This is a genomic window from Haloprofundus sp. MHR1, from assembly GCF_005155585.1.
Lineage (GTDB): Archaea > Halobacteriota > Halobacteria > Halobacteriales > Haloferacaceae > Haloprofundus > Haloprofundus halophilus.
In genome coordinates this window covers 2,105,874-2,125,716 of the sequence record NZ_CP039833.1, presented here as the reverse complement: position 1 = coordinate 2,125,716, position 19,843 = coordinate 2,105,874, and the positions used below count along the sequence as shown (strand labels likewise).

Here is a 19,843-nt window from a genome sequence, read left to right as displayed (position 1 = left end):
GCCTCCCTCTCTTGGAGCTGCGGAGTGCGCTCCGAGGCGAGGAGACGCGCGCCGTCGACACGGCGGTCTGCCGAGACAACCGGCTTGTTTTTCATCTGTCGCTCCTCAGAAGCATCCGATGGAGTACGTCCAGGAGCGAATCGCGACGCTCCACGACCTGACCGACCCCGCGCCAGACGCACCGACGGACCGCGCCGCCGTCGTGCTGCCGATGACAGAACGGGAGTACGCCGGTCTCGCCGCCGAGCGAGTGCTCTCGGAACTGGAACACGTCGACCCCGCCCGCGTCGTCGTTCCGCTCCGCGCGTCGGCCGAGCGAGTCGGCCCGTTCGCCGACTGGCTCTCGAAGTACGACCTGCGGCTGTCGGTACTCTGGTGCGACGGTCCACGGCTCACCTCGCGTCTGGCCGACGAGGGGCTGAACGGCCGACGCGGGAAGGGACGCGACGTGTGGTTGGCGCTGGGGCAGGCGCTCTCCGAGGAGTTCGTCGTCGTCCACGACGCCGACACGAAGACGTACTCGCGGTCGTACGTCGCCCGACTGCTGTTCCCGCTGTCGCACGGGTTCGAGTTCTCGAAGGCCTACTACGCCCGCGTCGAGAACGACCGCCTCTACGGACGGCTGTTTCGCCTGTTCTACGCGCCGCTGGTCGCCGCGCTGGCCGAGGAGACGGACGCGCCGATTCTCGACTACCTCTCGGCGTTTCGCTACGCGCTCGCCGGCGAGTTCGCGGCGACGAACGACGTCGCGCGTCGCCTACGCGTCCAGCGAACGTGGGGACTCGAAGTCGGGACGCTCGGCGACGCGTTCTCGCTCGCCGGCTTCGACGGCAGCGCACAGGTCGACCTGGGCGCGTACGAACACGACCACCGGGCGGTCGGCGGCCCCACCGGTCTCTCGGAGATGAGTCGGTCGGTCGGCGCGGCGCTGTTGCGAGCGGTCGAGGACCACGGCGTCGACCCGGCGTACGAGACGCTCCCGGAGCGATACGCCGAGAGCGCCCGCCGATTCGTCCGTCAGTACGCCGTCGACGCCGCGTTCAACGGCCTCGACTACGGCCGCGGCGAGGAGTACGAGCAGATCGAGCGATACACCGACGCCGTCGCCGCGCCCGTCGACGACGACCGACTGCCCGCGTGGGCCGACGCCCCGATTTCGGCGTCGACCGTCGCGGAGCTCGCTGAAGCCGACCTGCAGGAGGCGACCGACGGAGCGGTCGTCGAGCGAGAGGTGGACCGATGAGCCGAACTTACGACGACCTCGCGGGCGTCGTCGACCTCTTCGGCGCGCTGACGCACGCCGAACTCGAATCCGCGCTCGACGAACTCGCGTACAAACAGGGCTCGGAGACCGACGCGGAGGCGCTCTCGGCGGCCGTCGACGCGGCCATCGACGAGTACTATCTCGTCGAGTACGTCGCCGACGCGGGCGACCGGACGGTCGAGGCGGGCGACCAGACGGCAGAGACAGGCGACCAGACGGCCGAGACGAGCGACCCCGAACGGCGCAGCGCCGCCGACGGGACGTTCGTCGCGGTCGGTCCCGCGGCGTTTCCGTCGCTGCCGCAGAACGCCGAAGACCTCCCGCACATCCTCGACGTGCCGCGGCGCGAGGTCGACCGCCGGGCGCTCGGCGAACAGGTCCGCGAGCGCCTCGCGGCCGAAGCCGACGCCGCTATCGACGACGGCGACGAAGCGCGTCTGAACCGGCTGTACGACGTGACGTACGACCTCGACGCGTGGGCACCCGTCGAGACGGCCGCCGTCCGCGACCGACTCGATGCGGTTCTTCAAGACTAAGGCCGTCGAACGAGACCAAGGGACATGGACCTCACTGGAGTAGCGCGCCACGACCCGACCGCCATCGAGGGAGCGACGCGGCAGGCGGCGGTCGTCGCGCCCGTGCTACTCCGGGACGGCGACCCGCACGTCCTGTTCACGAAGCGCGCAGACCACCTCGGCGAACACCCCGGACAGATGAGCTTTCCCGGGGGCGGCCGCGAACCGAGCGACGTCGACCTGACGGCGACGGCGCTCCGCGAGGCGAGAGAGGAGATCGGCCTCCGCTCCGAGGAGGTCGAACTCGTCGGCCGACTGGACGACATCGAGACCAGCACCGACTACTCGGTGCGCCCGTTCGTCGGTCGCGTCCCCGACCGGGAGTACACGCCTGACGAGCGCGAGGTCGCCGAGATCGCCGTCCTCTCGGTCGCGGCGCTCACGGACCCCGCCAACTACGAGTCAGAACGCCGCGAGCATCCGACGTACGGCCCCGTCCGAATCCACTTCTTTCACGTCGACGGGTACACCGTCTGGGGGGCGACGGGGCAGATGGTCGTCCAGTTGCTGGAGCTGACGACGGACTGGCGAGCGCCCGCCGAGCCCGACCGAGTCGTCGACCCCGACGCCGAGTATCCCGTCTGAGTCGGTTCGAGGCTCGAAACTGCGAAAAAGCGGGAACCGCTACCGACCGAACAGCCGTTTGAGGAGGCTGCGGTCGCCCGGCCGTTCGGCCAAGAGCACCGAGCAGTCGACGTCGTTGAGAACGTCGAGGTTGAGCGACTCGCTGACCAGCCGCGAGAGCAGGCCGCGCTCGGTCGCGCCGATGACGACGAGCGTGTGGTCTTCGGCCTCCCGGGCGATTGCGCCTTCGACGTCGCCGGAGTCGTCGACGACGAGTTCGGCGTCGTCGAGGCCGTGGGCGGTCGCCCACTCGGAGAGGAACCGCTCGCCACCCTCGCGCTCGGAGACGTCGTCGACGACGTGTAGCAGGGAAATCTCGGAGCCGTCGGTGGCGCGGAGCGCCCCCGCCACTTCGGCACTCAGGTCGGAGTCCGGGCCGCCCGCGGTCGGAAGGAGAATTCTCGAGGTGTCGAGGCCGCGGTCCGAGAGGATGAGGAAGTCGCAGGGGAGCTTGTTGGCCAGTTCGTCGAGCGGTCGTTCGGCCCGGGCGGCGCTCCAGAGTTCGTTCGCGCCCCATCCCATCAGGACGAGGTCGGCGTGCGTGCGGTCGGCGATGGAGAATATCTCCTCGAAGGACCGGTGTGAGACGACGGTCGACGTCTCGCAGTCGACGTCGTAGCTGGCGACCGTCTCTCTGACGTCCGAGAGCTGTTCTTCGGACCTGGCGGCGATGCGCTCGCGCTGCCCGCTTCCGTAGCCGCGGGTGGTGCGTCTGGGCGTCTGCACGATGTGGACGATGTGGACGGTCGCGGCGTCGTTCTGACTGGCGAGCCTGCAGGCGAGTTCGACGAGCCGCGACTCGGTGCGCGGGTTGGCGATGGGCACCATCAGTCGGTAGGAGTCCTCTTCGGCGAACGCGGGCAGCTCGGTCGTGTTGATGAGCGGCACGTAGGAGCGACCGACGAGCCCGCCGAACGCCCACTCCCGCATCGAGAGCTGACGGGTCGTCCCCTCGAACCGAGCGGATTCGAGCCGATGTTCGCTCGTCTGGAAGTAGTTGACGAGGGTCACCAGGACGATGCCGCCGATAGTGTTGCCGAGAAGTACCGGGAGGACGAACTGCACGAGGCCAGTCGAGAACGCGATCTCGCCGATGAAGACCGCGTACGTCATCTCGGTGAACGAGGTGACGACGTGGAACAGGTCACCGAGGGGAATCGAGAGGAAGGCGAGGTAGACGATGACCAGCCGGGAGATGGTGTCGCGGGCGGCGTACACTATCCAGACGACCCCGGCGACGATGAGTCCGGCAAATGCGGCCTTGAAGAACAGGTCCCACCACGCCGTCTCGAGACCGTGCTCGGCGAGGTGTAACGCGGCGGTCGCCGCCTCGGGGGAGAAGACGCCGCCCCACGCCAGCACCGCGGCACCGATTATCCCGCCGGCGAAGTTTCCGGCGAGGACGATGAGCCAGTGGCGCAGCAACGCCGGGACGCTGGCGAGGCGCTCTATCGTCAGCGCCACCGGCGGGAGCGTGTTCTCCGTGTAGAGTTGGTAGCCGCCGAGAATGATGTAGATGAATCCGAGCGGGTAGAGCAGCGCGCTCAGTATCGGGTCCTCGTTCGTCGTCGCCGATAGCGACGCGGTCAGCAGAACGGTGATAGAGATGGCCAGTCCGGCGGCGAGCGCGCTGAAAAACAGTTCGCGGCCCTTCGAGGTGACCTCCTCGTCGGCGACGGCGACGATGCGCTGGAACACCTCGTCGGACGAGAAGCGGTCCCTGACGACCGCGCCAGCGGCGGGCGCGCCGCTTCGAGACCGGTCGACCGCCTCCCGCACCGAGTCCAACTGTTCGGACCTGTCGGCGTCGGAGTCGTTCATTACTCAAACGAAATGCTAGAACTACAAAGCGTTTGACCCTCGAAACCGCCCGACGACCGGCCGTCCCGTGGCATCGAGTGACACAATCCGACCGGTGCCAATACTGACCGGAACAGAACCCTTTTCACCCTCTCGGGGGTTACAGCGGAGTACATGGTCGCACAGACGATGGATCGAGTTCCGCGACGATGAACCGACGTTTCTGAACAGCGGTCGCCCCGGAGTAACCCGATGAAAGCACTCACCGGCGAGTCTGTACTCTCGCACACTGGTATCGACGCCGTCGCGCTCAAACCCGCCGAGTGCGACGTGCGCCGCGCCGCCGACCTCTCGGCGGCGACGATCGCAATCGACTACGAAGGGGTCGACCACCTCCCCGAGGCCGACGTTCTCGACGCGCTCTCGCGGACGGCGGACGTCCGCCTCACGACGCCGGTCCGCGCCGACGGGTTCGACCCGCTCGGCGACGACTCGCGCCTCGCCGACGTCCCCGACGGCGTCGGGCGCGTCCTCGTCGCCGGCCACGCCGCCTACCTCTCCGAGGACGAGCGGCGGAGAGCCGTCGCCCCCCGGCTGAAGGCGGCCCGCGAGGCGGCCCCCGACGCGTGGGTCGGCACCGAGGGAATCGAACGCGTCGCGCTCGCCGCCGGGGGAACGCAGTACGAACTGCTGTCCCGGACGACAGACCGGGAGGTCCGGGCGCTTCGCGCCGCGGGCTACGACGGCGAGATCGCGCTGTACGCGCCGACCGTCCTGGCCGACGACGAGGACGAGATTCTCGACGCCGTCGGCGGCTACGTCGCCCGGAGACGGCCCGTCGCCCGGGCGCTGCCCGACGGGTGTGCGACGGACTCGCGCGCGGAGGGACGCGCCCGAGACGTGCTGTCGAAGGCGAGCCGGGACTACGCGCTCGTCGGTGCGCCCGAGACGGTCCGCGAGCGAGTCGCCGCGCTCGAATCGCTGGGCGTCGACACCGTCGTCGGCTACCCCGCCCGCGGCATCGACGAGTTCCTCTAACTCCCACTTCTCGTTCTCTTCCGCCGGACGAAGCGCTAAGTACGACGACCGTGAGTTCGGAGCATGCTAACTCTCACTGCCGACGAGGGCCGTCTTGGCCGGTTCGTCGCCGACCGACTCCCATCCCGCCCGACGGAACCGTATCGCCCGACGGAGGCGCGTCGCTGATGCGCGTCGCCGTCGTCGGCGGCGGCGCGGTCGGGCTCACCGCCGCGTACGACCTCGCGACCCGCGGGACCGACGTGACGGTTTTCGAGCGCGGCGAGTACGACCCCTCCTCGTCCCCCGCAGCCGGTAGCTCCGCACGTGCGGCGGGCGTGCTGTACGACGCCTACGCCGAAGATATCGACGCCGAAATCGGCGGCCGGGCGCTGGAGCGCTTCCGCGAGTTCTCCGGCGAAGACGGCTTCGAGTTCCGGGAGTGTCCGTACGTGATCGCCGTCGGCGAGGGCGACGAGACGGCGGCCGGAGCGATGGCGGCGAGCGTCGACCGGATGCGCGCCCACGGGCGAGCGGTGTCGGTCGTCGACCCCGAGGAACTCGGCGACCGCTTCCCGATTCGGACCGACGACCTGCTCGCGGCCGCCGTCGCCGAGAACGCCGGCTGGACCGACCCCGCGAGCTACGTCTCTGCGATGGCGACGAAAGCCCGACGCGAAGGCGTCTCCTTCGAGACCGGCGCGGAGGTGGCACTCGGCGTCAACCCCCCGAACGTCGTCGACGACAGGGTGACGAAGCGGTTCGACGCCGTCCTCGTCGCCGCCGGGGCGCACACGAAACGAGTACTCGCGGACGCTGGCGTCTCTGTCCCGCTGAAACCGTACCGAGTACAAGCGCTGACCGGCCGCCGACGGTACGACGGGCCGATGGTGTACGACGCGACGGCGGGCGTCTACCTCCGACCGCACCCGACCGGGATACTCGCCGGCGACGGCACAGTCCCGGTCGAGGCCGACCCCGACGAGTGGAACCGCGACGCGGACGACTGGTTCGTCGACGACATCCGTCTCGCGCTCGACGAGCGGACCGGCTACGACCTCGACGTCGAGCGGGCGTGGGCGGGCCTCTGCACGGCGACGCCCGACAGCGACCCCCTGCTCGGGGAACTAAGTGAGGGTGTGTTCGTCGCCGCCGGATGGCAGGGTCACGGCTTCATGCGCGCGCCGGCGACCGGTGAGGCGGTCGCGCGGCAGATTCTCGGCGAAAGCGAGGGACTCGCGCCGTTCGACCCGGCGCGGTTTTCCGGCGACGAGGAGTTCGAGATTCGAGAAGGGATGGCGCTGGACTGAAGAGAAGGGAGCGTCGAGAACGCTCGGACTCAGTCGCGTTTTTCGTCGTCTTCGTCGTCTTCGTAGTTTTCGCCGTCTTCGCCGTCCGCACCGTCCTCGTCGCGGGACTCCGCCTGCTCGACGAACTCGTCGTCGACTTCGTCCATGGACTCGTCTGTGGGTTGCCCCGCCGCCTCGGCGGGCTCGAACCGCGCGTCGGGGTCGTTGGCGGCCGCCTCCTCGTCGGTTATCGAGTCGGTGGAGGCCGTCGCGTCCGTTCCGGCGGCGGAGGCGTCGGTGTCCTCCTCCGCCGTGTCGTCTTCGCCGCTCGCGCTGTGCTCGCCGCTCGAACCGTCTTCCTCGGCCGAGTCAGCGTTCGCCGCTTCCTGGGCTTCCTCCTCGGTCGGTTGCTCCTCGACGACGCTCGTCTCGCCGCCGGCGGCGTCGGCGTCGACTCCCGTGGCGTCCGCTTCGGTCTCGCTCTCCTCCTCGACGGTGACGTTTTTGCCACCCCCGGTTTTGGGGATGTAGACCCGAAGCGTGCCGTGTTTCGTCACCGTCGCCGTCGCCGCCTCCGCGTCGACGGAGGCGTCGTCGGGGAGTTTCGCCTTCCCGTCGAGCGAGAGTCCCCGACCGGGGAAGCGCATCTCGAAGCCGTCGTGGAAGTCGCGGAACCGGTCGATTCGGACCTGGACTTCGGTGTCGACGAAGCGGACCTGCACGTCGCTCTTGTTCGCGCCGGCCGCGTCGAAGACGACGAGATAGCTGTCGTCGCTCTCCAGGAGGTCGTACGAGAGCGGTTTCCGCTCCTGGACGTGGCCGAAGCCGCGACCGACGCGTTCGACCACCGCGTTGGCCACCGACTCGCCGAGTTCTCGTAGGTCGTTCATAGTTCGATAGCTTCGAGGCAGTCGGTCTGCTGGCAGTACGGGCAGACGAAATCCCCGACGCCGACGTCGTCGGGCATGTCGTACGTGTAGTGCAGTTCGAACATATCCATCTCACAGTCGGAACTGGTGCAGGCTACTTCGAGCGTCGCGGGCATGGTGACAGATAGCAGTCCCATCCAGATAAACGCGCTGGGTGCGAACAAGCCCTCGTCGGCGTGATATGGGCGCCGGTTATAAGAGTGCCGAGCAAGAACGAGTCAGTCAGCTATACACTACATGAATGACGGGTATCTCCCTCCCGAGCACGTCTACAGCGTTATCTTCGACGCCCACGCCGAGGAGGCCGGCGAGCGGAGTTGGTTGGTCGAAGCCGACGCGACGGAGGAGACGTTACGCATCGTCGACTGCGCCCCGGTAGCGGAGCGGTTCGGCGTCTCCCCGCACCGGACCGACGCCGTCGCCGCTCTCGCCTCGTTTCTGGCCGACCTCGGGGGCCGAAACGCGGTCGGGCTCGACTTCCCGTTCGGCCTCCCGAAGGCGGTGGTCCCCGAGCGGCGGTGGCGTCGGTTCGTCGACCGACTCCCCGACTGGTTCTCCGGTCCCGAGGATATGACCAAGCGCTGCCGAATGCACGCCCGTCTCGTCACCGACGGCGCGGAGACGGACGTTCTCCGCGCGACGGAGGAACCGCTGAGCGCCGTCGCCGCTTACGACAAACGGCTCTGCGCGGAGACGTTCTACGGCATCCGCGACGTCCTCCGTCCGCTCGTACTGACGGACACCGCGCGGGTCGTCCCGATGCAGCTCCCGAGCGAGGACCGGCCGCTGGTGCTGGAGACGTACCCGGCGGGGACGCTCGACACACTGCGGTGTCAGAAGCGCGACGGGCGTCCCGCCGGTAGCGGTCCGACGCCGGCGCTCGTCCTCGACAGCCTCACCGACCGCTCGGTCGAGTTCACCCCCTCGGCCCGCGAGCAGGTTCTCGACGGCGGCGACACCGCGCTCGAGGCGGTCGTCGCCGCGTTCGCGACGTTCCGAAACACCGTCGACCCCGCGAACCTCCGGATGACCGACGAGCTCCCGTCGGTCGAGGGGTACGTCTACGTCTGAACGGGCGAGAGACGGAGGGACGCTTCACGTCTAAACGGCCGAGAGACGGAGGGACGCTTCACGTCCGAACGGGCGAGAACCGCACCGTTTTACCCGTCGACCGACAACCCCGGCCCATGACCGACCCCGCCGACCTCGAAGTGACGCTCGTCGACGGGTACGTCGACGAACCGGCGCATTTCGGCGTGCCGCCGTACATCTCGACGTACCCGCGCTTTACCGCCGGTGCGATGGTCGACGCCGGGGTGCCCGAGGAGCAGATTACGTACCACACCATCGACGAACTCCGCGAGGACAGACAGAAGTGGGCCGACGTCGCCGACGCGGACCTGTTCGTCTACATCGGGGGGATGACCGTCCCCGGCAGCTACGTCGGCGGGACGCCCGCCGAACCCGACGAGGTGAAGGAACTCGCGTGGACCGCCGACGGCACCACGCTGATGGGCGGGCCCATCCGCTTCGGCGTCGGTGAGGAGAACGCCGGCGGCCAGGAGATGGAGCGCAAGGACCTCGACTACGACTTCGTCGCCAAGGGCGACGTCGAGGCGGCCGCATACGACCTCGTCGACAGCGGATTGGAGGGGTTCGGCAACCGGATGCGCGACAACGAAGAGCTCGACCGCTGGGCCGCGAAAGGGGCGTTCGTCGTCGAACAGCACCCCAACCACCCCGACTATCTCATCTGCGAGATGGAGACCTCCCGGGGCTGTGCGTACCGCTGCTCGTTCTGCACCGAACCCCTGTACGGCAACCCGGCGTTCCGAACCGCCGACTCCGTCGTCAAAGAGGTCGAGAACCTCTACGACCGCGGCGCCCGACACTTCCGACTCGGCCGGCAGGCCGACATTCTGGCGTTCGGCGGCGACGGCGAGGCGCCGAACCCGGACGCGCTCCGGCGACTGTACGGCGGCATCCGCGAGGTGGCCCCCGACTTGGGGACGCTCCACCTCGACAACATGAACCCCATCACCATCGCGCGGTGGCCCGAGGAGTCCAGAGAGTGCATCCGCATCATCGCCGAGCACAACACGCCCGGCGATACTGCGGCGTTCGGCCTCGAATCGGCCGACCCCGTGGTGCAGGAGGAGAACAACCTCAACGTCAGCGCCGACGAGTGTTTCGAGGCTATCAGAATCGTCAACGAGGAGGGCGGGTGGCGACCCGGGGAGCGCGAGACGTCGCGCGTCTCGAACGCGAGCGGTGGAACCGCGAGCGACCCCGCCGCCCCCACCTACGGCGACGACGCCGCGAGTCGCCTGCCGAAGCTCCTCCCCGGCATCAACCTCCTCCACGGGCTGATGGGCGAACGCGAGGAGACGTTCGCGCACAACAAGCGCTTCCTCCAGCGGGTGTACGACGAGGGGCTGATGGTCCGTCGCATCAACATCCGGCAGGTGATGGCGTTCGACGGCACTGAGATGTCGTCGACGGGGTCGCAGATCGCCAAGGACCACAAGAAACTGTTCAAGCGGTACAAGCAGGAGGTCAGAGAGGAGATAGACCGGCCGATGCTCAAGCGCGTCGCGCCGCCCGGGACAGTCCTCGAAAACGTCCACCTCGAGTACCACCAGGACGGCACGACGTTTGGCCGCCAGCTCGGGACGTATCCCCTCTTGGTCGGCATCCCCGGCGAACGTGAACTCGGCCGAACCATCGACACCGCCGTTGTCGACTACGGTTACCGCTCGGTGACGGGCGTGCCGCACCCGCTCGACGTCAACGGCGCGTCGATGGACGAGTTGACCGCGATTCCGGGTCTCGGCAAGTCGAAGGCGGGCGACATCATCGTCAACCGGCCGTACGACTCCGCCGACGAGGTGGACGACGTCCTCGCGAAGTTCGTCAGCGTCGCCGGCGACGGCGGCGGGGACGCGAGCAGCGCCGACTGATGCGGGAGAGAGTTCGCCGACTCTCCGTCCCGGTCGCCACCCGCGCGCCGACGGGCGCGACGAACGCCTACCTCGTCGGCCGCGATTCGGCGCTCTTGGTCGACCCCGCCGCGCGGACCGACGAACTCGACGCGCTCGTCGCCGGGGCGACCGTCGAACACGTCGCCGTCACCCACACGCATCCGGACCACGTCGGCGCAGTCGCCGACTACGCCGCCGAGACCGGCGCGACGGTGTGGGCGCGTCGCTGGCGCGAGGAGCGGTTCGAACGAGCGACCGGAGTCGAACCGGACCGGACGTTCTTCGAAGGGACCGAAATCGACACCGATACGGGGCCGGTCGGCGTGTTCGACACGCCCGGCCACGCCGTCGACCACGTCGCGTTCGGCGTCGGCGACAGAATTCTCTGCGGCGATTTGGCCGTCGAACCGGGAAGCGTCGTCGTCGGGGCACCCGAAGGCGACGTTCGCGCGTACCTGACCGCCCTCCGTCGGCTGCTCGCGAAGCGTCCGGCGCTACTGCTGCCGGGACACGGGCCGGTAATCCGAGAACCGAAAACGACGCTCGAACGACTGATTCGTCACCGACTCGACCGGGAGGCGAAGGTGCTCGAAGCGGTTCGTGAGGGGGCGACGAGCGTCGACGACGTGCTCGATGCCGCTTACGAGAAGGACCTGACGGGCGTCGAGGATTTGGCGCGGGCGACCGTCGTCGCGCACGTCGAGAAGTTGGCCCGCGAAGGGGACGTATCGCGGGACGGCGAGCGCGTCCGACCGCTGTAAACTGCCGCCTCCGTACTCGGACATCTACCATCGAGACGCCTCCCCCTCCCACCGATAGACATTCGTACCGGAACGTCATCGACCCGAACGAATGCAGACGCCGCGAGTGCTTCTGACGAACGACGACGGAATCGACGCCCCCGGCATCGAGGCGCTGTACCGCGAACTCGACGCCGTCGCCGACGTGACGGTCATCGCCCCCGACGAGAACCAGAGCGGGATGGGCCGCACGCGAAACGGCGCGGTCACCCTCCGCGACCACGAGTGGGGCTACCGACTCGCGGGGACGCCGGCCGACTGCGTGGCGTTCGGCCTCGGCGGCGGTCTCGACGCCGAGTTCGACCTGGTCGTCTCCGGAATCAACGACAGTCCGAACCTCGGCAACTACGTCGTCGGCCGCTCGGGAACCGTCGGCGCGGGCATCGAAGCCTCCTTCCTCGGCGTCCCGGCCATCGCCGTCTCGGCGTACCACTCCGAGGATTTCCACTGTCACCCCGGCGAGGCGTACGAGTTCACCCGCCCCGCCGTCGTCGCCCGAAACCTGCTCGAACGCGTCTGGGAGACCGAGGTGTTCGAGGACGCGGACCTGTTGAACGTCAACGCCCCCGTCGACGTCGATTCGCCGCCGCTTCGGCTCACACACGTGTTGGCCGACTACGCGCAGTCGGTGGAGGAGGCGGAACCGGCCGCCGCCGACGGCGGTGAACTGGGCGACGCGGTCGATGCGGCCGAGGGGGAGACGACAGACCGAGAGGTCCGACTGGTCGACCAGACGTGGCCGCACGTCGTCGGTTTCGGCAATCCGATGCCGGGCATCGACGGCCACCGCGAGCGCTACCCCGAGGGGAGCGACCGCCGAGCGGTCATTGACGAATCGGTGAGCGTCTCGCCGCTGTCGATGACCCACGAGTACGTCGAGACGCCGGAACTCGACGCGGTGGTCGACTCGGTCGAGTCGTCGCTCGCGGAGTGAGCGCGGACGAAGAGGTCCGGGCCGAGGGCGACGGCGTTTTCACCGTCGGCCCCGGAGACGGAGCCGAGTAGATGGAGTCGCTCGAAAGCGAACTGGAGCGGGCGAAGGAGCTCGACACCGACGAGTTAGCCGACGCTATCAAGTCCATCGGCTTCGAGTGTACCCGCTGCGGGGCCTGCTGTAAGGGGTACACCGACGACGGCGACAAGGAACCGCACACGGCGACGGTGTTCCCCGACGAGGTTCGGCAACTGGACGGGGAAACTCCGGCCGAGTACGAGCACCGAAGCGACAACGTCGCTTCGGGCTCCCGCTCGGACCCCCCGCGGGAGTGGCGCGACATCGCCCGGCCGATGCCGTACGGACTGACCGAGGCAGACGACGGAGAGGCGGAAGGCGAGACGTTCGAGTGGGCGCTGCAGACCGACGCCTGCGGCGACTGCACGTTCTACGAGGAGGACGAGAGCGGCACGGGCGCGTGTTCGGTCCACGAGAACCGGCCGCTCATCTGTCGGACCTACCCGTTCAGTGTCGCGCTCGGCGGAACCACCCAACCGATGGGCGAGGCCGTCGACGGCGAGGGGATGGTCCGCGCCCACGAGTGCGAGGGACTGGGCCGCGACATCTCCCGAGAGCACGCCGAGGAGCTCGCGGCGGCGCTCAAAACCCGTGCCGTTCGGGAACTCGAAGAGGCGATAGGCGTCCGCGACAACTACGCGCCGGTGGAGCGAGCGCCGGGCGAAGTGGTCGTCTACGACTCCGAAGGCGCGAAGCGACCGGACGGCACCCCGCGCTGAACGGGACAGTGCGCGCGCCGCACGCTGGACGGTCCCCGCGCTGAACCGGCCGCACACGGCCCCTCGCGTGTCAACGGCCGAAACAGTGTTGGCGGCGGTACATCTTTAACGACGGCCGCCGACCCATCACAGTGGAGGTCTCTCCCTTGGAAATCTCAGATAAACTCCTGTGTCTGTTCAGTGCGGAAGTCCGCAGCGACGGCGACTCCTACACCGTCGAAATCCCGCGTCGGGAGGTCGAAACCGGTTCTATCGAAGCGGGCGAGACGTACCGCGTCGCGCTCATCTCCCGCGAGACCAAACCCGACGCCGCGGCCGAGACGTCGACGGCCTCGACGACGTCGACGACGGCCGACGCCGACGAGCCTCAACCGCCGGTCGAAGTCGGCGAACTGCGCTACGTCGAGATCGAGGACATCGGCAAACAGGGCGACGGCATCGCCCGCGTCGAGCGCGGCTACGTCATCATCGTCCCCGACGCGGACGTCGGCGAGCGGGTGAAGATAGAGATCACCGAAGTGAAGTCGAACTTCGCCGTCGGCGAAGTCATCGAAGACGAGTTCTGACGTTCGAAGGCGGGTTCTCTACACGACTTCCGCGTTCCAGTACGACACCGACGAGAGCTTCTCCCCGAACTCGTTGTCGCGTATCGTCTCGTCCAACTCGCGGAGCTCTCCGGCGATTCCGTTGGGAATCTTCCGGTAGAGACCGTACGGGAGGATGAAGTCGTGGGACTCGTCGGCCAGGCGGAGACCCGCACCCGAGAGCAGTTGTTCGACGTCCTCGCGCGAGTAGAGGTGCGACCCCATCGGTAAGAGCCAGTTGTAGACGACCCGACTGCTGAAACTGTTGAACGTGTCGAAGAACACCTGCTCCTTCGAGACCCGACGCATCTCCGCGAGGAACTTCGCGGGCGTGTCCGCGAGGTGGAAAAACCGCATCGCCATCACGGCGTCGAAGTGGTCGTCCGGAAACGGCAGTCGCGCGGCGTCGCCGCGGATGAACTCGATACGGTCTCCGACGCCGGCGCTGCGCGCTTTCTGTCGACCCTGCGCCATCATCGCCGCCGAGATGTCGAGTCCGACGACGTCCGCGCCGCGTTCGGCGAGCATCACCGTGAACCGGCCGGTCCCGCACGCGATTTCGAGCACGTTCTTCCCTTCGACCGGTCCGAGTGCCGAGAGCACTGCCTGCTTCTCGCGGCGGTCGATGAGTCTCCCGCCCTTCGAGAATCGCTTCGAGTCGTACTCGCGGGCTACGTCGTCGGCCTGGTACCACTCCTGTCCTTTCACACTACCTCCGACTGTACGCCGAAACACCAAAACCGTACTGGATACCCGGTGACACTCGACCGGTGGCTTATGGTAACACACGTCATAATAGTGGTATGGCCACCTGTCGACACTGCAACGCCGAACACCCGCCGGAGGAGTTGGTTCGCCACGAACTACCGGGACTGACGATGGTCCACTGCCCGGACTGTCAGTGCTTCATGGGTCGCTACCGGCGACACGGCGACGACCCGGACCGCCGGTAGGTCGACCGAGCCCTCACCCGCTGGTGACGACGTGGTCGGCCGGAATGCGGACGATGACGCGCGGTCCGGACTCGTCGCCGTGGTGGGGGTACTCGTCGACGCCCATGTACTTCTCGGCGAGTTCGTCGATGTGGTCGACGGCCCCTTCCTCGGTCAGCGTCGCCCTTCCGCGAACCGAGACGTAACGGTAGGGGTCGTCGGGGTCGAGAACCGAGACGCCGACGTCCGGATTCTTCCTGATGTTCTTCTCCTTACGCCGTCCTCGGGCGGTGTTTATCAGGATGGCCTCCCGGTCGTCGTGGTCGACCCAGACCGGGGTCACCTGCGGGGTACCGTCCGGGAGGGTAGTGGCGATGTGAGCGAACGACTTCTTCTCCAGAATGTCGACGTGCGACGTTGGAATCACAGTGGAGTCATCGGTGTGTGCCGTCAAAACGCTTCTCAATGGGGTGTCATTGATATTGATATTAGGAAATAATACTATCTGGATTCGTATGCCGCATATGTAGCCAAACTTTACCACCGACCGGGAGCACGAGTGGGTATGAGCACCACTACCGCGGAGACCAACCAGCACGACCGTCTCTCGGAGTCCGAGTTCCGCAACCGCCTCCGCGAACTCCCCCCGAGCGCGAAACTCGTCGCGAAAGTTCTGGAGGGCGACGCGCCGCTCTCGCAGGGCCAACTCGCCGAGGAGTCGCTGCTTCCGGACCGGACCGTCCGCTACGCGCTGAACCGTCTCGAAGAGTCGGACCTCGTCGGTTCGCGGTACAGTTTCAAGGACGCCCGCAAGCAGGTGTACTTCCTCAACACGTAAGCGACCCGAAGCGCACCGGAGACAGTTTTCGACCGATGCGATACCGGAGAGCGACGCCCAGAGACGGCCTCGACTTCCGAGCGGCCCCGACTTCCGAGCGGCCCGCTCGCGTCGGCGTCTCTCGCACTTTCTTCCGTACTTTCTTCCGCACTTTCATCTGTGCCTTCCTCCGACGCCCGGCGTGGCAGTGACTGACATATGTCGCAACCGGACGGTGGCGAAATTTAAGTAGTTCGTCGCACACTGGGGGGATATGGAGCTCTCGGTCGTCGTCCCGACGCTCAACAATCGGGACCTGCTCGCCGCCAGCCTCGACTCGTTGGCAGCGGCCGCACCCGACGCGGAGGTCATCGTCGTCAACGGGCCCTCCGCCGACGGGACGACCGGAATGGTCCGCGACCGCGACGACGTGGACGTCCTCGTCGAGGTGTCGGCGCGGACGCTGAACGTCGCCCGCAACGCGGGCATCGAAGTCGCCTCCGGCGACGCCGTCGCGTTCGTCGGTCACGACCTGCTCGTCGAAGAGACGTGGTGCGACGCCGTTCTCGATGGGCTGGCCGAGGCGGAGGCGGTCACCGGCCCCACACATCGAACGGTCCGCGCCGGAGTGACGACCGAGACGCCGGAACACCGCCGAATCAACGACCGCGAGGTGACCTACTTCAACGGCGGTAACGTCGCCTTCCGTACCGAGACGCTGTCGAAACTGGACGGTTTCGACGAGTACCTCGAGACCGGGGGAGCGAGAGACGCCGCCCACCGCTTGGCCGGGTTCGACGGCACCGTCTCCTGGCAACCGGAAGCGTGCGTCCGCCGCGAGCACGAAGCCGAGGCCGACGGCGGCACCGACCGCCGGGATTACCACTGGAAGTACCGCGCGCTGGCGTACCGACTGGTGAAGAACTACGGTCTCCGCCCGACCACCGTTCGACGGACCCTCTCGCACGCGGGCGGCGACGCGTACGCCGCCGCCCGCGACGTGGGAAGCGGCGAGGCGACCCCGACAAGGTGGGTCGGCAACGGTCGGGACGTCGTCGTCGGTATCTCGATGGGTACCTCCGACGGACTCGTCGCCCGCGCCCGCGACCGGTCGGCCACCCGCAACCCTCACGGCGTCTCGAAGCGCGCCGACCGGGCTGTCGCCCGGTACGATTGGCGATGAGGCGAACGGTGTGAGACGAACCTCGTTGTGAGCGGAGTGAGACGAACCTCGTCGCGAACGGAGTGAGCCGAACCTCGTCGCGAACGGAGTGAGCCGAACCTCGTCGCGAACGGAGTGAGCCGAACCTCGTCGTGAGCGCAGCGTACGAGCGGTACCGTCTCGCCCGCAGTTCCGTGAGCCCGTCGCTGTCGACTGGCCTCGTACCGACCCGTGCTTCTCGATTTTCCGCACTCAACGAAGTGAATAGTTCAACGCATAATAATTCACGTTTGTACACCATATATTCATTATTTTCACAAAAGAACGAGCCAACACGTTTGTAATGCTGTGTTTGTAATGAGGAACACTGACAGATAGTATGAGCACTCAAACCAGCGGCGGGTCGGGTTTCGGCGACTACGACCGATTCGTCTACGTGACCGCAGCGCTGGCGGCGTTGAACGGACTCCTGTTCGGATTCGACACGGGCGTCATCTCCGGGGCGTTCCTCTACATCGAGCGCTCGTTCCAGATGACCTCGCTCTTCGGTGTCGAACTCGGGACGGCGTGGGTCGAAGGACTGGTTGTGAGCGGCGCACTGGTCGGTGCCGTCGTCGGTGCCGCCGTCGGCGGACGGCTCGCGGACCGCATCGGCCGCCGTCGACTCATCCTCGTCGGCGCAGCCGTCTTCTTCGTCGGGTCGCTGCTGATGGCCGTCGCACCGACAGTCGAGGTACTCGTCATCGGACGCATCATCGACGGTCTCGCCATCGGGTTCGCCTCGATGGTCGGCCCGCTGTACATCTCCGAGATATCCCCGCCGAAGATTCGCGGGTCGCTCGTCTCGCTGAACCAGTTGGCGGTGACGAGCGGTATCCTCGTTTCGTACTTCGTCAACTACGCGTTCGCCGACTCGGGCGCGTGGCGAATCATGCTCGGCGCGGGCATGATTCCGGCCGTGGTGCTCGGAGTCGGAATGCTGTTCATGCCCGAGAGCCCCCGCTGGCTCATCGAGCAAGGCAGAGACGACGACGCCCGAGAGGTGCTGTCGAAGACGCGCGACCGGACGACGGTCGACGAGGAGATGTCGGATATCAAAGAGACGGTGGCCGTCGAGTCCAGTGACCTCCGCGAACTGCTCGAACCGTGGGTCCGCCCGATGCTCATCGTCGGCGTCGGCCTCGCCGTGTTCCAACAGGTCACGGGTATCAACACGGTCATCTACTACGCGCCGACCATCCTCTCGTCGACGGGGTTCGGCGACTCGGCGTCGATTCTGGCCACCGTCGGTATCGGCGTCGTCAACGTCGTGATGACCGTCGTCGCGATTTCGGTCATCGACAGAGTGGGCCGCCGCCCGCTCCTCCTGGTCGGTCTCGGCGGCATGACGGCGACGCTCGTCGTACTGGGCGCGGTGTTCTACCTCCCGGGACTCTCCGGCGTTCTCGGGTGGGTGGCCACTGCCAGCCTGATGCTGTACGTGGCGTTCTTCGCCATCGGCCTCGGGCCGGTGTTCTGGCTGCTCATCTCGGAGATCTACCCGCTGGCGGTTCGCGGCTCCGCGGCGGGCGTGGCGACGGTCGTCAACTGGGCGGCGAACCTCGCGGTCGCGCTCACGTTCCTGCAGATCGTCGAACTGATGGGACAGAGCGGGACGTTCTGGCTCTACGCGGCGTTGAGTCTCGTCGGCCTCGCGTTCTGTTACTTCCTCGTGCCCGAGACGAAGGGTCGCTCGCTCGAAGAAATCGAGGCCGACTTCCGCGAGAGCGCCGTCGGCAGCGCCGCGGGCGACGCGACCGGCGACGCGACCGGCGACGGGACGCCAGACGACGACTGAGCGCCCACAGTCGGTCGTTCACCGAGAGGGTCGTTCGCCGAGAGCTCTCACCGCCCGCCGGGCGCGAGCGACGGAACCACCCGCGAGGGATTTTTCGAGAACGCCCGGACCATCGCGTCCTCCGAGACGTCGAGCGTCAGCAGCTCCATGACGGCGACGTTCGGGTGGACCGTCGGCGCGCCGCTGCCGAACAGAATCCGGTCGGGGTGTTCGAGCAGACCGCGTTCGAGCAACGAGCGGTATCTCACGGCGCTGGTGTCGAGGTACAGCTCGTCGTGGTGGTCCAGTAGTTCGAGCGCCGCCTCCATCCGTCCGAAGTCGAGCGGAAAGCCGCCGAAGCTCGTCAGAACGACCGGAAACGAGCGCCGGAGAACCGTCTCGGCGGCCGTCGACGGCGGGAATCCGGCGGAGCCGTGGACGACGACGGGGAGGCCGACATCGTCGAGCACGTCGAGGACGTCCTCGTCGGGGAGGCCGTCGGCCGAGGGGTCGAGGACGAAGCCGTGAAACCGGTCGTCGTACGCGTACCGTTCGACGTCACCCGGCGAGGTCTGGTGGTCTCCGCGGGAGGCCGCGAGGTTCCGGAGTCTCGCACCGGTCGTCGGCGACGGGTCGCGCGGACCGTTGAGTCGGGCGAACGCCGAGAACGGGCGGTCGACGCTGAGCCGGGCGACGGCGTTGTTCGCCCGGAGATAGCTCTCGTCGCGTCGGTGACGGCCGGGGGCGACGACGGCGTGGACGACGCCTGCCTGGTGCATCTCGCGTTCGAGGCGTTCCGGCGAGAGGTCCCGTCCGCGGGTTGCGACGTCTTCGGCGTCGGGGTCGAGACGCGCGTGAACGTCGACGACGCGAAACCCGTGTTCCAGTTCCAGCATCGTGCGTCCGGTTTCTCCACGACGTTATGAGCGTTGCGAGCGACCGACGGCGAAGTACTATGGTTGTCGGTGCCGTAACGCACTGTAAGACACGTGAGAACCCGCGGCACGTGTGGTGGGCGGCGAAGGCACCCCGAACCGAGTACGACCAACGCAGCGAGAATCGAGTGTGAACGACGACGACATAATGTCTCACGAAACGACAGACACCAGACCGACGAGCAAACCCGTCTTACGTGACGGGGCCAGAGTACAGTACTTCTCCTACGACCCGACGAGCGACGAGTGGGTGACCGTCGCCGTCGTAGACGCGGTCGCGGCGGCGAAAGGAACCGACATGAGCGAACTCCCGCCGCTGTACGAGAGCGGCCTCGACCCGGACGCGCTGGAGGAACTGTTCGACGGCGAGACACCCTGGTCGTTCGCGTTCTCGTACGCCGGTCGGTCGGTCCTCGTCGAAGGGGACGGTACCGTCTGCGTCGAGAACCCGAACTGACACCCGACCCGGGTGACTTTCTGCGAGACAGTATCTGACAGAGTCGCGCCTCTGCGCCCGATTTCCGACCGATTCTGCGAAATCTATATATAGAACTGCAAACCATGGACCGCTGAGGTTCACTTACCAT

21 protein-coding genes and 1 pseudogene are annotated in these 19,843 nt (G+C 67.4%); 16 read left to right on the top strand and 6 right to left on the bottom strand.

Translation table 11 applies throughout. The annotated features are described in order from the left end of the window. Positions 1–118: 118 nt before the first annotated feature. Genes FCF25_RS10720 through FCF25_RS10710 form a run of 3 tightly spaced genes read left to right on the top strand, consistent with a single transcriptional unit; the run spans position 119 to position 2,424 of the window. On the top strand, positions 119–1,243 hold the full coding sequence (locus FCF25_RS10720; protein WP_137048696.1) for a glycosyl transferase family 2: 1,125 nt from the start codon (positions 119–121) through the stop codon (positions 1,241–1,243). After that, complete coding sequence (locus FCF25_RS10715) at positions 1,240–1,800, top strand: hypothetical protein (protein WP_137048694.1); 561 nt, start codon at positions 1,240–1,242, stop codon at positions 1,798–1,800. Before FCF25_RS10720 ends, FCF25_RS10715 begins: the two co-directional genes overlap by 4 nt. A gap of 24 nt (positions 1,801–1,824) precedes the next feature. Continuing rightward, entirely contained in the window at positions 1,825–2,424 is a 600-nt protein-coding gene (locus FCF25_RS10710; RefSeq protein WP_137048692.1) for a CoA pyrophosphatase, read from the top strand. A 39-nt stretch (positions 2,425–2,463) separates the two neighbouring features. On the opposite strand, the gene FCF25_RS10705 is transcribed toward FCF25_RS10710, so the two are convergent. Next, positions 2,464–4,284, bottom strand: coding sequence for a formate/nitrite transporter family protein (locus FCF25_RS10705; protein WP_117592239.1), 1,821 nt, complete (start codon positions 4,282–4,284; stop codon positions 2,464–2,466). A gap of 231 nt (positions 4,285–4,515) precedes the next feature. On the opposite strand from FCF25_RS10705, the gene FCF25_RS10700 reads away from it, so the two are divergent. After that, the gene (locus tag FCF25_RS10700) at positions 4,516–5,301 is read left to right on the top strand and encodes a luciferase (RefSeq protein ID WP_137048691.1); all 786 of its coding nucleotides are present in this window, start codon (positions 4,516–4,518) and stop codon (positions 5,299–5,301) included. A 167-nt stretch (positions 5,302–5,468) separates the two neighbouring features. After that, entirely contained in the window at positions 5,469–6,590 is a 1,122-nt protein-coding gene (locus tag FCF25_RS10695) for an FAD-binding oxidoreductase (protein ID WP_137048689.1), read from the top strand. Positions 6,591–7,030: 440 nt separating this feature from the next. Here the strand turns inward: FCF25_RS10695 and FCF25_RS16080 are convergent. Continuing rightward, positions 7,031–7,459, bottom strand: a pseudogene (locus tag FCF25_RS16080) (Hsp20/alpha crystallin family protein); the annotation flags it as partial. Next, positions 7,456–7,614, bottom strand: coding sequence for a hypothetical protein (locus tag FCF25_RS15640; RefSeq protein ID WP_168191238.1), 159 nt, complete (start codon positions 7,612–7,614; stop codon positions 7,456–7,458). The pseudogene FCF25_RS16080 and the gene FCF25_RS15640, both read right to left, overlap by 4 nt. Before the next feature lie 121 nt (positions 7,615–7,735). On the opposite strand from FCF25_RS15640, the gene FCF25_RS10685 reads away from it, so the two are divergent. The 6 genes from FCF25_RS10685 (at position 7,736) to FCF25_RS10660 (ending at position 13,576) form a co-directional block, all read left to right on the top strand. After that, positions 7,736–8,569, top strand: a complete 834-nt coding sequence (locus FCF25_RS10685; RefSeq protein ID WP_137048685.1) for a hypothetical protein — start codon at positions 7,736–7,738, stop codon at positions 8,567–8,569. Positions 8,570–8,685: 116 nt separating this feature from the next. Further along, positions 8,686–10,458, top strand: a complete 1,773-nt coding sequence (locus FCF25_RS10680; protein WP_137048683.1) for a radical SAM protein — start codon at positions 8,686–8,688, stop codon at positions 10,456–10,458. Then, on the top strand, positions 10,458–11,240 hold the full coding sequence (locus FCF25_RS10675) for an MBL fold metallo-hydrolase (protein WP_137048681.1): 783 nt from the start codon (positions 10,458–10,460) through the stop codon (positions 11,238–11,240). The genes FCF25_RS10680 and FCF25_RS10675 overlap by 1 nt, the downstream gene beginning before the upstream one ends. 91 nt (positions 11,241–11,331) lie before the next feature. Then, the gene (surE, locus tag FCF25_RS10670; RefSeq protein WP_117592251.1) at positions 11,332–12,213 is read left to right on the top strand and encodes a 5'/3'-nucleotidase SurE; all 882 of its coding nucleotides are present in this window, start codon (positions 11,332–11,334) and stop codon (positions 12,211–12,213) included. Between the two features lie 71 nt (positions 12,214–12,284). Continuing rightward, positions 12,285–13,010, top strand: coding sequence for a YkgJ family cysteine cluster protein (locus FCF25_RS10665; protein WP_137048679.1), 726 nt, complete (start codon positions 12,285–12,287; stop codon positions 13,008–13,010). Positions 13,011–13,156: 146 nt separating this feature from the next. Then, on the top strand, positions 13,157–13,576 hold the full coding sequence (locus tag FCF25_RS10660) for a TRAM domain-containing protein (protein ID WP_117594115.1): 420 nt from the start codon (positions 13,157–13,159) through the stop codon (positions 13,574–13,576). 18 nt (positions 13,577–13,594) lie between these two features. On the opposite strand, the gene FCF25_RS10655 is transcribed toward FCF25_RS10660, so the two are convergent. Further along, positions 13,595–14,302: a class I SAM-dependent methyltransferase gene (locus tag FCF25_RS10655; RefSeq protein ID WP_137048677.1), complete on the bottom strand. Its 708-nt coding sequence runs from the start codon at positions 14,300–14,302 to the stop codon at positions 13,595–13,597. 95 nt (positions 14,303–14,397) lie between these two features. Here FCF25_RS10655 and FCF25_RS15635 point away from each other — a divergent pair, with 95 nt between their 5' ends. Next, positions 14,398–14,547, top strand: a complete 150-nt coding sequence (locus FCF25_RS15635; RefSeq protein ID WP_168191237.1) for a hypothetical protein — start codon at positions 14,398–14,400, stop codon at positions 14,545–14,547. Positions 14,548–14,560: 13 nt separating this feature from the next. Here FCF25_RS15635 and FCF25_RS10650 read toward each other — a convergent pair whose 3' ends face one another. Next, positions 14,561–14,953, bottom strand: a complete 393-nt coding sequence (locus tag FCF25_RS10650) for a PPOX class F420-dependent oxidoreductase (protein WP_137048675.1) — start codon at positions 14,951–14,953, stop codon at positions 14,561–14,563. A gap of 138 nt (positions 14,954–15,091) precedes the next feature. Here FCF25_RS10650 and FCF25_RS10645 point away from each other — a divergent pair, with 138 nt between their 5' ends. The 3 genes from FCF25_RS10645 (at position 15,092) to FCF25_RS10635 (ending at position 18,342) form a co-directional block, all read left to right on the top strand. Continuing rightward, positions 15,092–15,364 carry a helix-turn-helix domain-containing protein gene (locus tag FCF25_RS10645; protein WP_117592258.1) on the top strand — a complete coding sequence of 91 codons (273 nt, stop codon included), beginning with the start codon at positions 15,092–15,094 and terminating at the stop codon, positions 15,362–15,364. Between the two features lie 253 nt (positions 15,365–15,617). After that, the gene (locus FCF25_RS10640; RefSeq protein ID WP_117592260.1) at positions 15,618–16,526 is read left to right on the top strand and encodes a glycosyltransferase family 2 protein; all 909 of its coding nucleotides are present in this window, start codon (positions 15,618–15,620) and stop codon (positions 16,524–16,526) included. 358 nt (positions 16,527–16,884) lie between these two features. After that, positions 16,885–18,342: a sugar porter family MFS transporter gene (locus tag FCF25_RS10635; protein ID WP_137048673.1), complete on the top strand. Its 1,458-nt coding sequence runs from the start codon at positions 16,885–16,887 to the stop codon at positions 18,340–18,342. A 47-nt stretch (positions 18,343–18,389) separates the two neighbouring features. Here the strand turns inward: FCF25_RS10635 and FCF25_RS10630 are convergent, their stop codons facing one another. Beyond that, positions 18,390–19,217, bottom strand: coding sequence for an amidohydrolase family protein (locus FCF25_RS10630; protein ID WP_117592263.1), 828 nt, complete (start codon positions 19,215–19,217; stop codon positions 18,390–18,392). 169 nt (positions 19,218–19,386) lie between these two features. Between FCF25_RS10630 and FCF25_RS10625 the strand changes: the two genes are divergently transcribed. Further along, positions 19,387–19,713: a HalOD1 output domain-containing protein gene (locus tag FCF25_RS10625; protein WP_198665650.1), complete on the top strand. Its 327-nt coding sequence runs from the start codon at positions 19,387–19,389 to the stop codon at positions 19,711–19,713. Positions 19,714–19,843 lie beyond the last annotated feature (130 nt).

Coding starts and splice junctions, on each gene's coding strand:
- FCF25_RS10640 (WP_117592260.1), top strand. CDS start 15,618: ATGGAGCTCTCGGTCGTCGTCCCGACGCTCAACAATCGGGACCTGCTC.
- FCF25_RS10710 (WP_137048692.1), top strand. CDS start 1,825: ATGGACCTCACTGGAGTAGCGCGCCACGACCCGACCGCCATCGAGGGA.
- FCF25_RS10685 (WP_137048685.1), top strand. CDS start 7,736: ATGAATGACGGGTATCTCCCTCCCGAGCACGTCTACAGCGTTATCTTC.
- FCF25_RS10645 (WP_117592258.1), top strand. CDS start 15,092: ATGAGCACCACTACCGCGGAGACCAACCAGCACGACCGTCTCTCGGAG.
- FCF25_RS10695 (WP_137048689.1), top strand. CDS start 5,469: ATGCGCGTCGCCGTCGTCGGCGGCGGCGCGGTCGGGCTCACCGCCGCG.
- FCF25_RS10665 (WP_137048679.1), top strand. CDS start 12,285: ATGGAGTCGCTCGAAAGCGAACTGGAGCGGGCGAAGGAGCTCGACACC.
- FCF25_RS15635 (WP_168191237.1), top strand. CDS start 14,398: ATGGCCACCTGTCGACACTGCAACGCCGAACACCCGCCGGAGGAGTTG.
- FCF25_RS10720 (WP_137048696.1), top strand. CDS start 119: ATGGAGTACGTCCAGGAGCGAATCGCGACGCTCCACGACCTGACCGAC.
- surE (WP_117592251.1), top strand. CDS start 11,332: ATGCAGACGCCGCGAGTGCTTCTGACGAACGACGACGGAATCGACGCC.
- FCF25_RS10705 (WP_117592239.1), bottom strand. CDS start 4,284: ATGAACGACTCCGACGCCGACAGGTCCGAACAGTTGGACTCGGTGCGG.
- FCF25_RS10630 (WP_117592263.1), bottom strand. CDS start 19,217: ATGCTGGAACTGGAACACGGGTTTCGCGTCGTCGACGTTCACGCGCGT.
- FCF25_RS10715 (WP_137048694.1), top strand. CDS start 1,240: ATGAGCCGAACTTACGACGACCTCGCGGGCGTCGTCGACCTCTTCGGC.
- FCF25_RS10675 (WP_137048681.1), top strand. CDS start 10,458: ATGCGGGAGAGAGTTCGCCGACTCTCCGTCCCGGTCGCCACCCGCGCG.
- FCF25_RS15640 (WP_168191238.1), bottom strand. CDS start 7,614: ATGCCCGCGACGCTCGAAGTAGCCTGCACCAGTTCCGACTGTGAGATG.
- FCF25_RS10700 (WP_137048691.1), top strand. CDS start 4,516: ATGAAAGCACTCACCGGCGAGTCTGTACTCTCGCACACTGGTATCGAC.
- FCF25_RS10680 (WP_137048683.1), top strand. CDS start 8,686: ATGACCGACCCCGCCGACCTCGAAGTGACGCTCGTCGACGGGTACGTC.
- FCF25_RS10635 (WP_137048673.1), top strand. CDS start 16,885: ATGAGCACTCAAACCAGCGGCGGGTCGGGTTTCGGCGACTACGACCGA.